Consider the following 14396-nt stretch of genomic DNA (forward strand, 5'->3'; position numbering starts at 1 on the left):
GGTGGCGGGAACCGATCTGAGTCGGGCCGTAGCGGTTCCGCAGGCTGCGCGCGAGCGGGTGTCGGTCATGACGCGGCGGCGATCAGCCGGGCGAGAACTCCGGATTCGAGGAGGATGAAGAGACCCAAGCCGATGAACACCGCTGGGACGAGCCAGTGCTCGACCCGTTCGAGAGTGTCGACGACCTTCCTGCGAGTGCCCAGCAGCCTGCCGGCGTAGCACCAGATCCCGACGCAGATCAGGAACACGGCGATGGTGACTGCGGTCTGTGGTGGACCGAGCGTCCGAAAGACCGGGGTGTAGACGGCGATGTTGTCGGCACCGTTGGCGATGGTGATGGCAGCAACGCCTGCCATTCCGGTGGCAGCGACCGGGGGTTCGTCCTCGTCGTCGCTGCGCAGCCAGCGGATCAGCGTCCAGAGCCCCAGCGACAGGGGCAGCACACCGAGTAGCCCGACCCATTCTTGCGGCACGATCACCAGTCCCAGAGCGGCGACGACGCTGGTCGCGACGAGGGTGATCAGGCCGAGGTACTGGCCGGTGACGATCTGCCACGCCCGCGGCCTACCCTGGCTGGCGGAGGCGACGAACAGCACCGTCAGCACGACGATGTCGTCGATGTTGGTGCCGGCGAACATCGCCACTGCCGCGGCGATGGTGGTGATCACTGCCGCACCGGGCGTCGGTGAGGATGTAACCGGACGCCCCCGGTGCCGCACGCGACCGTCATGGAGGTCGATCGGATTCGAGGTCGGGGAGCAGTCATACGGATCGTTGCTCCGTGCCCGTGGGATCGACGCGGGTTCGGCCCTCCCGGAGCGACGCGAGGACGACCAGGACTACGCCGCATGTGAGGTAGGTGTCGGCGAGGTTGAAGGTGGGCCACCATCCGGTGTGGAAGTAGTCCGTCACGCGGCCGTCGGCAGCGCGGTCGATGACGTTGGCGGCCGCTCCGGCGACGACCGCCGACAGCCCCACCGTCCCGGTCAGTGAGCCGACGGGGACGGTGCGCCACGCGTACACGGCGATGGCGAGAGTGATGATGGCGGTGACCGCGATGATGACCCCTGGCGGCAGCCCGTTCCCGACGCTGAAGGCGACACCGCTGTTGTAGGCAAGCCTGAGTTGCAGCAACCCCAGTTCGATGACGCGGCCGTCGGAGAGTGCGCGGCGGGCGACGGGGTCGGCCGCGAGTGCCGCCGCGACGAGGACGGCGACGACGATCGCCAGGGTCCACCGGGATCGAGTCGCCGAGCGTCCCCCGGTCGAGACACCCGGCATCGGGCCCGAAGTGGGGTCTGGGCTCATGTCCAGGCCTCGGCTGCTGCCGGGGCAGGTGCGGGCACCGCTGCGGCGGACAGGGGGTGGGTGCGGCCGGCGCGGACTCCGTTGGCGATGACCACGATCTCGGCGAGTTCGTGCACCAGCACCACCGCGGCCAGGCCGAGGATTCCGAACAGGGCGAGCGGCATCAGCACGGTGATGATCGCCAGCGACAGCCCGACGTTCTGCAGCATGATGCGTCGGGATCGGCGCGCGTGGGCCAGGGCGTGCGGCAGGTGCCGCAGGTCCTCACCCATCAGGGCGACGTCGGCGGTCTCGATGGCCACGTCGGTGCCCATGGCGCCCATGGCGATACCGAGGTCGGCGGTGGCCAGTGCGGGGGCGTCGTTGACGCCGTCGCCGACCATCGCGGTCGACCGGCGGCCCTTCAGGTCGCCGATGATGCGTGCTTTGTCCTCCGGTCGCAGATCCGCGTGGACCTCCTCGATGCCGACGTCGGCGGCCAGTGCGCGGGCGGTGCGTTCGTTGTCCCCGGTGAGCATCGCGACGTGGTACCCGTCGCGGCGGAGACCGGCGACGACTTCCGCGGCTTCGGGTCGCAGTTCGTCGCGGACCGCTATCGCGCCGAGGGTGCGGCCGTCCTGTTCGACGAGGACGGCGGTGGCTCCGGCGTGCTGCATCCGTTCCACGTCCGCGGCCAGCGGGCCGGGGTCGATCCACCCTGGTCGGCCGAGGCGGACGTCGTCGCCGCAGAGGCGGCCGGTGAGGCCGGCTCCGGTGACTGCGACGACGTCGTCGGCGGGTGTGTGGTCGTCGACGGCGGCGAGGATCGCCGCGGCCAGGGGGTGCTCGCTGCGCACTTCCAGCGCTGCGGCCACGGCGAGGACCTGTTCGCGGGTCGCACCGTCCGCGGTGGCGACGTCGATGACGACCGGCTTGTTGCGGGTCAGGGTGCCGGTCTTGTCGAGCGCGATCACGCGGATGCGGCCCAGCGCCTCAAGAGCTGAGCCTCCCTTGACCAGGACGCCGAGTTTGCTGGCGGCGCCGATCGCCGCGACGACGGTGACCGGGACGGCGATGGCCAGTGCGCACGGTGAGGCGGCGACGAGGACGACCAGTGCGCGTTCGATCCATACCCGTGGTTCGCCGAGCAGGCTGCCCACGGCGGCGATGAGGGCGGCGGCGACCATGATTGCCGGCACCAGGGGCCTGGCGATCGTGTCGGCCAACCGCTGAGCCTCACCCTTGCGGGACTGCTCGGCCTCGACGATCCGGACGATCTTGGCCAGCGAGTTGTCCTCGGCACGTGCGGAGACCTCCACCTCGAGAACGCCGGTTCCGTTGATCGCCCCGGCATACACGTCGTCGCCGGGCCCGGCCTCGACGGGCACCGATTCGCCGGTGATCGCCGAGGTGTCGAGCGCGGTGGTGCCGCGGCGGATGGTGCCGTCGGTGGCGATGCGCTCGCCGGGCTTGACGATCATCATCTCCCCGAGCATCAACTCGGTCGGCGACACCGCCTGCTCGAGGCCGTCTCGTCGGACTGTGGCGGTGTCGGGAACCAGGGACAACAGTGCCCGTAGACCTCGCCGTGTGCGGGCGACCGCGTACTCCTCGAGGCCCTCGCTGATCGCGAACAAGAACGCGAGCATCGCGGCCTCGCCGACCTCACCAAGGATCACGGCACCGACCGCCGCGATGGTCATCAGGGTGCCGACACCGATCTTGCCGCGCGCGAGCCGCCGAAGGGTCGACGGGACGAAGGTGTAGCCGGCGACGATCAACGCGAGTGATTCGAGCACCAGGGTCAGCCGATCAGGGCCGCCGATCCAGTCAATGATCAGCCCTGCCGCCAGCAGTGCACCGGCCACCGCGGCAGCTCGGATCTCGGTGATCTGCCACAGCTTGTCGGGTTCGTGCTCCTCGTCGCCGTCCAGGCGGGGTTCGTCGTGGCCGCAGCCGCATGCGTCGCTCATCCGGTCACCGCCGACCCGGCGGGCGCGGTGCCGTAAACCGGGCAGAGTGCCACCGCGTTCCCCGTGACGGCGAGGAGGGTCTCGGCCGAAGCGAGCAGGTCCAACAGTTCCGGCCGGACGAGGGAGTAGAACACCTGCCGGCCCTGGGGGCGACCGACGACCAATCCGCAGTCCCGCAGGCACGCCATGTGCGCCGATACCGTCGACTGTGCCAGCCCCAGCTCGCTCACCAGGTCCGCTACACGCACCTCCCTGCTGGCGAGACGGCGAACGATAGCCAACCGTGTCGCATCGGAAAGGCTGTGGAACAACGACACTGCCGCATCGAAAGTCGACGTGGAACCGCCGGGCAGGCGGCCATCCTTATTGATCGTCATGCAACGATGATAGCATCTAAGCCCGGTATGATCGCTATGCGTGAATGCTCGGCCCCGGTCTCGTCGGCACGAGTCCGATCCTCGTCGTGCCGTACTGAGACAGGACGACGGCACGACGAAGAACACCTCCGTGGTGTGGGACCCGGTCACCGGACCTGCGGACGCACGCGACAAACCGCAGTTGCTCCGTACGGCGCGGTCGAGATCGCCGACTTCCCGATCGCGGTGGCACCTGCTACGAAGGCGCTTTCGATTCCCTACTCGCCGAATCCGTCCGAGACGGCGAGGAGGCCGAGGTCAACCAGCTGCATTGCGGGTCGAACGGCGCGCCGACGCGTCGGGAGTGTCGTCGAGACGATCGAACGCACCGGTCATTGCGGCATGCAGCTCGGTGAGCTGCGCGATCGACTCCTCCTCCCGGGTGATGTGCTCGCGCAGTGTTGGCCGCAGCCCGGTCTTCACAGCGGCGCAGGAGTCGTTCTCCCATGCGCGCAGCATCGTCTTGATCTGTGGCAGCGTCAGTTTCGAGCTTTTCGCGGCGGTGATGAACGCCAACCGTTGCTGTGCTCGTTTGTCGTAGACGCGGTACCCGTTCGGGGCTCGGTCCGCCGGCAGCAGCCCCTCGCTTTCGTGGAAGCGCAGCGTCGTCGCCGGCACCCCGTCGCCGAGGAGAGTTACGAGATCAGATCAGCAGGGCTTCGGCAAGCCTGGTCTTCGTCCGTACGCAATCGTCAAAGACTGCGCTCGCCCTGTCGATTCGTTCTGTACGACGCCGCGCGAGAGGCTCGCCCGGCAAGCTTCCCCCGACTTTCGGGAAGTCGGGGGAAGTATCCTATCGCAGGTCGTCAGCCGGTCAGCAACACATCATTGCGGCGCACATGTCCCCACACATGCCGGTGGCCATCATGATCTGGCAATCCCACCACGTCTGCAGGTTGGTCATCAGTTCGGTCATCGGAATCTCCCTCAATTCTGGTCCCGAGGAGACGGGACATCACGACCATATACTGAGTACGTACATAGATAGTAGATGTCGTGTTACCGACGACCCTAGGATCAGGAGACGACAGGGCAGGAGGCGATAGGTGCGGGTGAACGGATTCGGTGAACTCGAGGCGGTAGTGATGGATCGCCTGTGGGCCCGCGGTGCGCGAAGCACCGTGCGGGAGTTGTTCGACGAATTGGCCGAGCAGCGGGTGATTGCCTACACCACGGTGATGTCGACGATGGACAACCTGCACCGTAAGGGCTGGTTGGAGCGCACCCGTAGGGGCAAGGCGTTCGACTACTGGCCGACGTTGTCTCGCGAGGAGCACAGTGCCCGGCTGATGCGTCACGCGTTCGCTGCGGGCGGCAAGTCGGACCTGGTGCTCACCCATTTCGTCGAGCAGATGAGCGACGAAGAGTCGGAGCGTGTGCGAAGAGCGTTGCGCAGACTGACCGACCCCGGCCAGTCGCGATGACTCTGACTCTGTGCCTGCTGCTCTACGGGCTCGTGGTCTCGGTAGCCGGTCCGCCTGTGCTCGCGCGACTGACCCGCCGGGGCATCGCTCCGCAGCTCGGGATAGCTGCCTGGAGTGCAGCAATGGCGGTGGTGATCCTGACCTGGACCGGCGCGGCGATCATGCTCGTCACCGAAGCGGTGCATTGGAACAGAGACGCTCACTGGGTGTCAGCGTGCGTCGTCGAGGTGCTCCGGTCGATCGACGGCCGTGCCGCAGCACTGCTTCAGGGAACACTGATAGCAGTCTCCGCGGTCGCTGCGGCGGCGCTTCCGTTGGTGGTGTGGAGGGCTGGGCGGGGCATGCTGCGGATGCGAACGCACACGCTTCGCCACGCCCGGACGGCGAGGGTGATCGGCCAACGCCTGCCCGGTACCGACGCGGTGGTCGTCGACACCGCGGATCGGCTCGCCTACTGCGTTGCTGGCCGTCCGAAGACCATCGTGATCACTACTGGTGCCCTGGATGCACTCGTCCCGGATCAGTTAGGCGCCGTCTTGGCGCACGAACGTGCTCACCTAATCGGTCGCCATCACCTGCTGCTCGCCTCTGTTCGCGGACTCGCCGCGGCAGCTCCATGGATGCGGTTGTTCCGCGACGGGGCGACCGAGATCGCCCTGCTGCTCGAGATGTGCGCGGACGACAGCGCTGCCCGCTCCCATGGTCGGCGGGCGCTACTCGGTGGTCTGCTCGCCCTCACTGGTTCGTCCGTCGCTCCCGCGGGTGCCCTCGGCGCGAGCGGAGGCGACGTGCTCGCTCGTGCTCATCGCCTCACCGTCGCTGTGTCCACCCCCGTGCACGCGCGGGCCCGCACCCAACTGTCCTTGATCGTCCTCTCGATCACCGCGAGTCCGATCGTGTTCGGTGCCCTCGCCGCTGCGGGTGTGATCATGTGTGGTCCGATGGGCTCTTGAGTGGTCCTGCCAAGAGCGGGTCGATCGGTCAGTGGTGACGGCAGTCGCCGCGCCGAGCCAATTTCAATCGTGCGCCCTCGTCCGTCGAGCGACGGGTAGAACTGTCCCTCGGGTGCGGGGGCGTCGTTATGCAAGGCGATCAGGTTGCCGTCGGTGTCGACGGTTGCGAACTGCGTCGATCCCTGGTCCGTCGAGACGGGACGGCCCGCATCTGCGGGATGAAGAACGCCCGCACGGGACATCTCGTCGGATCGACGACCGCCGGATTCAGCGACGTCCGCGACTCCGCACTCAAAAAGGGATGCGGGCCCCCGAGCACGGCTGTATCACCTTCATTGTTCGGTGTCACCGAAGGCATTAACAGCACGCCGAACACCGTCAGTGCTTTCAGCAAACCGGCCTCCGGAGCTGTGCCCCGTCGACCATGCCGATCAGCTGACTGTATGTCACCGACGATACCAATGAGTACCCCCTGGGGTATCCCGATTCGGGTGTCAGCCGAGGATGGCTTCCCGGAGCTGAGCCATGCTCGGCGCACCCGCCGGCCCGTCACCTGTCATGTACACACGGCAGGCCAGACCGACTGCGGCGGATGTGTCGCCCATGACGTCGACGCCGTCGACGAGAACGGTCGGAGAGCCACGAAAACGCACCTGTTCGGCCATGTCCACCGTGTCCACGCGTTGATAGACGAGCACGGCGTCCGAGTGTTCCGCGGCGAGGAGCTGCAACCGTTCAGCAGTGACCGTCCAGTTCGGGCAACCGTCGAAATACTGCAGGGTGATCTCCATCCACCCACGGTATATCCGTGCTGAAGTTGGCAGCGCACAGGTCGTAGAATTCGATTACGCGGAAGGAGACGGAGTGCCGAACTTCTCCCGTCACTCTCGACGGAAAGGGCTTGCTCATGAATCTGTCCAGTGAGAGTGACGGCACCTCGGCCTGTTCCTGCTGTGGTCGCGATTTCCCGACCGTGAAGTTGCACTCCCTGGCAGGGGGAGCTGCCTATATCTGCCGACGTTGCGGACTGTGGGTTGCGATCCGTCGACGCTAGAGAGAACAGCGTGGGTGTACCGCTCTTCAGTAGGCTGCCTGCACCGATACGTCGTCTCGGCCATGGCGTACCGCCGTACGCAACCGGCGCGCGTCGCCCGTGCGGCTCGATCCGGCCCGTACCAAAGCCCGGGTCGGCGGCGTCCACCGCCGCGACCTTTCGCGGCCATGTCGCGCAGATTCTGCGATTGGTTCCCGTCGACCACGTGAAGAGGCTGTTGCTGCGCCTCGTCCAGCGTCACTCGTACACAGATCGGGTTGTCGGACATGTGCAATGCGTTCACCGACTCGTCGATCGACCCACCGAGCGCGATGGCCAACGCGTAGCGATGCGGGCGAACCACCCGCGGTTGTCCACAGCGGGAGACCCAGAATCTGCCGTATCCGTCGTCGGCAATGGCTCCGATCCGGATCGCACACGGGGACCGATGCGGCCGTGCACGACGTAGCTGCGAAACCGAGCTCGCTCGTCGGCGTCGCCGACTATTGACGGTTTCGGCACCGACCTCCCAACCCACCTAGCAACTACCGGCATCGCTGACGCCTTGGCGAAGAGATCAGGGCCAAGCGAGAGATGGTGTGTATCGAACATCCTCTCCACACGCTCAAACCGATTGATTCACGTTGCGACAGTGTTTCTGTTGGTCGAGTCCGCCGGTGGAGCAGAACGATCTCGGGAGCGCGGACCCGTAGGTTTTCGCTGGCCGGGAATAGACCTATCCCCATAGGGATCGTCGCTCGGTGTGAGTGAAGGTGAAGATGCTTGCAAGCAGGCTGATGGCTGCGGTAACCAGGAGTACTTGAGGTCCGGTGATCGCGGCACCGATCAGAGCCCCGGCTGCGCCTCCGGCTGCGAAGGACCCGAGAAGCATTGCATAGCAAAGCCAGTCGAGGTAAGTACCGCCGCCCAGTAGGTGTCTTTCGATCCCTTGGCCCAGTTTGACGACGGTGCCGGTGACGTAGCTCAGGGGGATGTAGGTTTCTTCTCGTTTCGTGAATGCTGTGTTGAGCGCGCCGAGAGCGAACGCAACCAACAGAATGGGATAGAAATTTACGTCGTCGGACGCCCAGCCGGATATCCCGATATCGATGAGCCCTGCCGCGGCGAGGGCGATGGTCGTGACAACTGTTGCTCCGTGTGGGTGATTGGACCAGTATCGGCGGCGGCAGATCGACGCGATCACCACTCCCGCCAGAAAGGCACCCATCAAAGCCAGCGCCGCCCACGGCGATGCGCCGGGTGCAACGGGCTTACCTTCCGGACTGCCGAAATGCCCGATGACGGCGCGTTCGGTGTTGCCGGTCATGAACGTCACGAAATACCCCGCCGAATGCAGAAATGCGACAGCACCCACCATTCCGGCCAGCGCGGACAGTATCCACGACAGTCGCGCCTCCGCGCCGACGGCTGTTTCGCGGCTGAGTGCCACAGAAGATGTCATGCAACCAAGTCTCCCGGCCGTGTACGGAGCCGCAAGTCGATGAGGTGCAGCTCACTCGGCGGTTCTTCGGTGTTCGTATTCCCTTCGGAAGCAATCGAACTCCCACCTGCACCTCGTCTGCCGACCTCGGTGACAAGCCCACCCAGCGGTGTAATTTGCGTGCTCAAGTAGCACGAACTCGCGGCCCATCCGCGCGTGGTCAGTTCCATCCCTGTGGATCGGTGGGCGGCACAGTGTCCGGATATCAGCCGATGAGTCGGAAGGCTTCCGTCCCGCCGAGATGTGGGAACGCTGGCGTACTGTCCTGCGGTTCTATCGCTACCCCTCGACGCTACTACTCACCGAGCACGTACCGGGGGAGACTTTTCCCGGTATGTGCAGGTGGCCGGTGCGTCCAGGCCCCGTCGCCGTTCCGATCGACCGGTGGGGTCGTGCCGTTTCCCGCCGACCCGATGCCCCAGGTAGCGGTCGGGGCGGTCATCGCTGCTCACCGCTCCGGGCGACTGCCCCGGCGCGATCCACGCCCGCCCCTGTCGTGGCGACGCGGTCGTGGCGAGCGGGAAACTGACGTCACCGGCACACCACCGCACCCGGTGTCAGCTGCACCAGGCTCGGACTACTAGCTAATCGGTGTCGATGCCCGCCGCCGTGCCCACGCCGCTCTGGCCGATGTGCCTGACCTCGTCGATGATCTCGAGTATCGGATCGAGACTCTGATGCACCGCACCCTGGAACTACTAGACATCGAGCCGGACGCCGAAGCGTCCGTCGAATGGGTCGGCGAACAGTGACCGACACGGACGATCCGCCAACGCCAACGCCAACGCCAACGCCGAAGTCCGTGCGCCGACGTCACGGTTTGTCGGTGCCGGGTCGTCCCGCCGCGGGGCCTCGCTTCTTGATCGAGCGCGTGCGATCGACTGCTTCGATGTCCGCATTGATGGTTCGGCGGAGCTTCCTCAGGGTCAGTGCCGACAGCGGCAGGCTTGCTGCAAGTGCGCCAAGCAGTACCAACACGAAGGAAATGTCAAGGCTCGTCAGTGCGTCGACGGCCAAAAGCACTCCTGCGGCGACACACACGAAGAGCAGGCGTGCACCGTTGTAGGCCAGCACATGAAGGGCAAGCTGCCCGCGAGCAGTTGAGGGTGCGCGGAACACCGGCATCGGCCGTCCTGTCGTGCGTAGGGGCTTCCTGGGACCTTGATTCAAATACTATGGTGCATAGTATTTGATGGAGGAGCAATATGAACAGCAGCAGAAACCCCGCCCGAGGCCGACGGAGCTCGACTCGGCGATCACGCCCAGCCGGAGTGCCCGGGGGCGTGCGCGCTCCCTGGGCGGTGATAGGCGCGGGTGTCGTCATCGTCGTGCTCGTCGGTGCGATCGGATACAACCTGGCCCCCCGCGTCCTCGAACGCAATCAGGCCGAGCGGTTCGCGCCGACCGCCGACGACCCGGACCCCTCCCGCGGCATCGACGGCGTCGTCGAGGTCGAGTATCCGGCCGCGCGGCACGTCGAACCAGCTCAGAGAGTTGCCTACGATCAGAGTCCGCCGTTCGGCGGCCCTCACGACCAGACCTGGGCGACGTGTACCGGAGTGGTGTACCCCGTCCCGCTACGCAGCGAGAACGCGGTTCATTCGCTCGAACACGGGGCGGTGTGGGTGACGTACGACCCGAACCGGGTCTCCTCCGACGAGGTCGGTTCACTCGCCGGGCGGGTCGAGGGCGAGCCCTACACGATGATGTCGCCCTACCCGGGCCTGACGGCACCGATCACGCTGCAGTCGTGGGGCCATCGACTCGAGCTCGACAATGCCTCCGACCGGCGCATCACTCAGTTCGTCGCTGCTCTGCGACAGAACCCCTCGACCCACCCCGAGAGCGGAGCCAGTTGCTCGACCATTCCCGGCGCGTTCGATCCCGACAACCCGCCGCCGTTCGACGCCAGCGAGCCAGGACCGGACGCGGTGCCCCTCGAGGAAGACCCGGCCCTCGACAGTGCGCCAGCGCCGATGGGGGAGGGGAGTCGATGACCGTGCACGGCCAGGCCGACGATGCCCAGATCGACGATGCACAGAACGACAGTGCACAGAATGACGCCGCGGAAACGGGACCCAGATCCAGGCCCAGGGCACTGCTCATCGGCTTGGCGGTGACAGCTCTCGTCCTGTCCGGCGTCCTCATCGGCGTACTGCTCACACCGGACAGCGCACGAGTGGCCGTACCGGCATCGAATTCGGTGGATGTGGGTTTCGCGCAGGACATGTCGGTCCATCACAACCAGGCGATCGAGATGTCGGCGATGGCGTTGGGACGCTCGACGGATCCGGTCATCCGGACCCTCGCCTTCGACGTGTTGACCTCGCAGCAGAGCCAAGTCGGCACGATGCAAGGCTGGTTGACACTGTGGGACAGGCCATATCTGCCCGACGGCCCGACGATGACGTGGATGACCGGGGCCAGCTCGACAGGGGGTCACCCGATGGACATGAGCGCGTCCGCGAACGACAGCGGACAGGACGCGACGTCGATGCCCGGCATGGCCAGTACCGCCGAGCTGACGGCACTTCGCCGGATGAACGCCGAAGAATTCGACGGCCGGTATCTACAACTGCTCCGCCGCCACCATCGTGGGGGAATCCCGATGGCAGAGCAGGGAGCAGCGAACGCGACAGTTCCCGCTGTCGCCGCGCTCGCGGGCTCGATCGCCTCCGCGCAAACCGCCGAGGTCGGTCAGATCGATGTCCTGCTGAGCGCACACGGGGTCTCACCGTTGCCGGAGAGCTGACGCCGATATCTAAATACTATGTTGCATAGTAATAACGATTGGGATGACCCCCATGACCGGCATCGGCACGCATGAAAAGGCGTCGAATCGTCGAGTTACTGTGCAAAGCACTCACTTTCGACGCCGAATCGATAGGCGAAACAGCGACGAATGCAGTCGAGAGTGTGACAGAAGGGGCTTGTGGTGTCGATGGGATCACGCAACACTGACCCACGGCCGACACGGCATCCACTGCGATCGTGACCGGCATTCAACGAGAAGGGTGGGGTGACCACGTGAACAACGCGGGAAAGACGACGCCGAGCGGCGGGCGACGTCGCGCATGCCGAGGTGCGCGGACATACGTGATCGTCGGTGCCGCACTCGGTGCGGTGTTCCTGCACGCCCCGGTAGCCGAAGCGAATCCGGGTCAACCGGCCGTGGAGTCCGGGGACGAGGTCGAAGGTCAGCAGACCGCCGACGCCGTCAGCCGGTTGATCCGCCTGGCCGATCGGGCCGCGACAATCGGTACCGATCCGATCGCGGTGGCAGACCTCGCAGCCTTCGCATCCTCGACGTGGGCCGCCGCCCAGGCCGGCGGCGTCATCGCGGACACCGCCGGCCCGGTGTCCGCGTCGGCAGGATGCATCGTCGACGCCATCGCCCGTGGAGTCTCGAATGCCCCGGCGCAGTCCCTGTCCTGCCTGGCCCCGTTGGCGACTCTCGACCCACTCCTGGCCCTTCGTATCGCCGCATCGCTCCAGGTCGACGCCCTCGACCCCGCAGTCCCGCATGACGGCGACCGAGGTGGGGAACAGGATCCGGTGACGGGCAACACCGGCCGCGATTCGCCCGTGCCCGGCACCACCGACACCCCTCCCGCATCCGAGACGACCGCGCCCGAAGATTCTGTTCCTGATGCAGCACAGCAGCGCGGTTCCACGTCCGGTGGCTCGGCCACCTCCCGAGGTACTGCGTCTGCTGTCGCACCCAGCAGCGGACTGGTCACCTCGAATTTCGGCACCCGAAGCGGGACACAACACGGCGGTGTCGACATCGCCGACTCACTGGGCTCACCGATCGTCGCCGCGGCCGATGGAACGGTCATCAGCGCCGGGCCCGCACAGGGCTTCGGGCTGTGGGTTCGGATCAGACACGACGATGGATCGATCACCACCTACGGGCACAACAACGGAAATTCGGTCACGGTGGGTCAGCGCGTCCGTAAGGGCGATCGGATTGCAGAGGTCGGGAACCGCGGTAACTCGACGGGTCCGCATCTGCATTTCGAGGCGACTTCTCCCGCGGGACAGAAGGTCGATCCGCAAGCCTGGCTCGGTGAGCGTGGAGCCAGAATCGGGGTGGGCACACGTGCGCGATGAATGCGCCCGATCAGGCCCTTGCCAGTAAGCGCGATCAGGCGATGAGCTCGCGGCAGTCCCCGAGCGCGGGACGGCCGCGACAGCTCAGGTCCGTTGACTGGTCTCGCTACCGATCTTTTTCAGAAAGTCGTTGTAGGCGTTGAGTTCGCTGTACCCGTCTTCTTCGGCGTGCCGGTCCGCGGCAGCCGATTCCTCCTTTTCGTCCCGGTTCCACCGAATGCAGAAGATGAGCACCACCAGCAGGGCCACCGGCTCACCGTAGGACCACGCAAGCGCCCCGGCGAGCTTCTGATCGGATACCGGATCGACACCCCACTGCGGGGGAGGGGAGGCGAACGTGGCGAGCATGGGGGTGCTCGACATCATCAGGATGACACCGAAGAACACATGCAACGGCATCTCGACGAACAGGTCGAACAACCGGCCCAGATTGCTCTGCCGAACGGGGAGGGGGCCGACGGCGAGCACAGGGATGATGAACAGCAGCCCGCTGGCGAAGAAGAAGATCTCCATCGATACGTGCCCGATGACTGTGATGGCGAGAACATCGAAGATCGACGACAGATACAGCCCGTAATAGCTGAAGAGGAACAACGGGATCGTCAGACCTGGATGTAGTGCGATGCGCCCGGCGCGGCTACGCAACCCCGTCAGCGCCGCGATCAGTACCCACCGCCCGGCTCCGTGATGAGCGGTGGCACGCAACAGAAGTCGTCCGGGCGAACCCACCACCAACAACGGTGGGATGGTCATCGACAACGTCAGATGCTGGAACATGAAGACGCTGAACAGGCTGTATCCGTAGCGTTCGACCTGCAGTCCGGTCACCAGGACCAGCGCCGCGCAGCCGAGCAGAAAACTCGCACTCCGCCACCGTGACCATGCGATACCCCGGCCGCGGATCCGGTAGAGCCCCCAGCAGTACAGTCCGGCCATGACGATGCCGGCGATCGGCAGGATCGGGAGCGGCGGAAGATCGAAGCTCAGCAACGCTGCCAGGGTCGGCGGGCCTTCCGGGGGAGTTACGGCGGCGATGTTCATCGGGCCCCTGTCATTGCTTGTCCTTGCCTCGGATCACCAACGTCAGGGCGATGGCAGCGAGACCGAGGACAGTCAGGCCCACGATGGAGAGCAGCATCATGGTGTTCTGTTTCGGTGGCCGGTCCTCGCTGGCGGACGGGTTGTTCGGATCGTAGGCCTGCGTCGGCGTGGTCGAGGGAGCCGGCGAGGTCGCACCGCCCTGCGATTGCTGTGCAGCAGCGTCCGGGCGGGTGGCGGTCTCCGCGACGTCGACCGAAAAGCCGTACGACCCGGTGATCGGGTGCCCGTCCGCGGAGGTGACGCGGTAGCCGACGGTGTACTGCCCGTTGGGTAGGCCGTCCTCGAGCAGGACCGATACGTCGGGGCCCTCGACCGTGGCCGTACCCTGCGTCCACTGAGTATCGCCAGGACCTACCACGCTGATGGTCGCGAACGATTCGTTGATGTCCTGATTGAACTTGAGGCCGACGCCGATCGGTGCGAACTCGAGCGTCACATCGGCCGGGGGGTCGGAGCTGACGAGTTCACTGTGCGCCGATGCCGGGGCCGCGGAGAACAGTGCTGTGCCGCACATGAGCACGGCGACCAGCATCCATCGTTTCACGTTCGGTTCTCCTCTGGTCGTACTGATTCTCCTTACTACTATGCGCACTAG

At 65.9% G+C, this 14396-nt stretch carries 15 protein-coding genes; 5 read left to right on the forward strand and 10 right to left on the reverse strand.

The window, feature by feature from the left end; all coding sequences use genetic code 11:
* Positions 1-65: 65 nt before the first annotated feature.
* The 5 genes from VF34_RS04635 to VF34_RS04655 form a co-directional block, all read right to left on the reverse strand.
* Positions 66-668 carry a cadmium resistance transporter gene (locus VF34_RS04635; RefSeq protein WP_008720461.1) on the reverse strand — a complete coding sequence of 201 codons (603 nt, stop codon included), beginning with the start codon at positions 666-668 and terminating at the stop codon, positions 66-68.
* Between the two features lie 94 nt (positions 669-762).
* Positions 763-1308 (reverse strand): signal peptidase II, encoded by a 546-nt coding sequence (locus VF34_RS04640; protein WP_008720462.1) that lies wholly within the window; start codon positions 1306-1308, stop codon positions 763-765.
* The gene (locus VF34_RS04645; protein WP_008720463.1) at positions 1305-3260 is read right to left on the reverse strand and encodes a heavy metal translocating P-type ATPase; all 1956 of its coding nucleotides are present in this window, start codon (positions 3258-3260) and stop codon (positions 1305-1307) included. The genes VF34_RS04640 and VF34_RS04645 overlap by 4 nt, the downstream gene beginning before the upstream one ends.
* A complete protein-coding gene (locus VF34_RS04650) occupies positions 3257-3637 on the reverse strand; it encodes an ArsR/SmtB family transcription factor (RefSeq protein ID WP_008720464.1) in 381 nt (126 codons plus the stop codon). Before VF34_RS04650 ends, VF34_RS04645 begins: the two co-directional genes overlap by 4 nt.
* Before the next feature lie 297 nt (positions 3638-3934).
* Positions 3935-4294, reverse strand: coding sequence for a MerR family transcriptional regulator (locus VF34_RS04655; protein WP_008720465.1), 360 nt, complete (start codon positions 4292-4294; stop codon positions 3935-3937).
* Positions 4295-4722: 428 nt separating this feature from the next.
* On the opposite strand from VF34_RS04655, the gene VF34_RS04660 reads away from it, so the two are divergent.
* Both VF34_RS04660 and VF34_RS04665 read left to right on the forward strand, forming a co-directional pair.
* The gene (locus VF34_RS04660) at positions 4723-5100 is read left to right on the forward strand and encodes a BlaI/MecI/CopY family transcriptional regulator (RefSeq protein ID WP_008720466.1); all 378 of its coding nucleotides are present in this window, start codon (positions 4723-4725) and stop codon (positions 5098-5100) included.
* Positions 5097-6053: a M56 family metallopeptidase gene (locus tag VF34_RS04665; protein WP_008720467.1), complete on the forward strand. Its 957-nt coding sequence runs from the start codon at positions 5097-5099 to the stop codon at positions 6051-6053. Before VF34_RS04660 ends, VF34_RS04665 begins: the two co-directional genes overlap by 4 nt.
* Before the next feature lie 494 nt (positions 6054-6547).
* Here the strand turns inward: VF34_RS04665 and VF34_RS04670 are convergent, their stop codons facing one another.
* The 3 genes from VF34_RS04670 to VF34_RS04685 all read right to left on the reverse strand — a co-directional run bounded on the left by VF34_RS04670 (position 6548) and on the right by VF34_RS04685 (position 9712).
* On the reverse strand, positions 6548-6844 hold the full coding sequence (locus VF34_RS04670; protein WP_008720468.1) for a hypothetical protein: 297 nt from the start codon (positions 6842-6844) through the stop codon (positions 6548-6550).
* A gap of 978 nt (positions 6845-7822) precedes the next feature.
* Positions 7823-8548 (reverse strand): YoaK family protein, encoded by a 726-nt coding sequence (locus VF34_RS04680; RefSeq protein WP_008720488.1) that lies wholly within the window; start codon positions 8546-8548, stop codon positions 7823-7825.
* Between the two features lie 852 nt (positions 8549-9400).
* Complete coding sequence (locus VF34_RS04685; RefSeq protein WP_008720486.1) at positions 9401-9712, reverse strand: DUF4229 domain-containing protein; 312 nt, start codon at positions 9710-9712, stop codon at positions 9401-9403.
* A gap of 80 nt (positions 9713-9792) precedes the next feature.
* On the opposite strand from VF34_RS04685, the gene VF34_RS04690 reads away from it, so the two are divergent.
* The 3 genes from VF34_RS04690 to VF34_RS04700 all read left to right on the forward strand — a co-directional run bounded on the left by VF34_RS04690 (position 9793) and on the right by VF34_RS04700 (position 12700).
* Positions 9793-10584, forward strand: a complete 792-nt coding sequence (locus tag VF34_RS04690) for a DUF3105 domain-containing protein (RefSeq protein ID WP_032373348.1) — start codon at positions 9793-9795, stop codon at positions 10582-10584.
* Complete coding sequence (locus VF34_RS04695; protein ID WP_008720482.1) at positions 10581-11339, forward strand: DUF305 domain-containing protein; 759 nt, start codon at positions 10581-10583, stop codon at positions 11337-11339. The genes VF34_RS04690 and VF34_RS04695 overlap by 4 nt, the downstream gene beginning before the upstream one ends.
* A gap of 239 nt (positions 11340-11578) precedes the next feature.
* Entirely contained in the window at positions 11579-12700 is a 1122-nt protein-coding gene (locus VF34_RS04700; protein ID WP_230558228.1) for a M23 family metallopeptidase, read from the forward strand.
* A gap of 84 nt (positions 12701-12784) precedes the next feature.
* Here VF34_RS04700 and VF34_RS04705 read toward each other — a convergent pair whose 3' ends face one another.
* A complete protein-coding gene (locus VF34_RS04705; RefSeq protein ID WP_008720478.1) occupies positions 12785-13741 on the reverse strand; it encodes a cytochrome c oxidase assembly protein in 957 nt (318 codons plus the stop codon).
* 10 nt (positions 13742-13751) lie between these two features.
* Positions 13752-14345 (reverse strand): copper resistance CopC family protein, encoded by a 594-nt coding sequence (locus VF34_RS04710; RefSeq protein ID WP_008720475.1) that lies wholly within the window; start codon positions 14343-14345, stop codon positions 13752-13754.
* Between the last annotated feature and the right edge of the window lie 51 nt (positions 14346-14396).

Origin of the sequence: Rhodococcus sp. PML026 (assembly GCF_000963615.1) — a bacterium.
Lineage (GTDB): Bacteria > Actinomycetota > Actinomycetes > Mycobacteriales > Mycobacteriaceae > Rhodococcoides > Rhodococcoides fascians.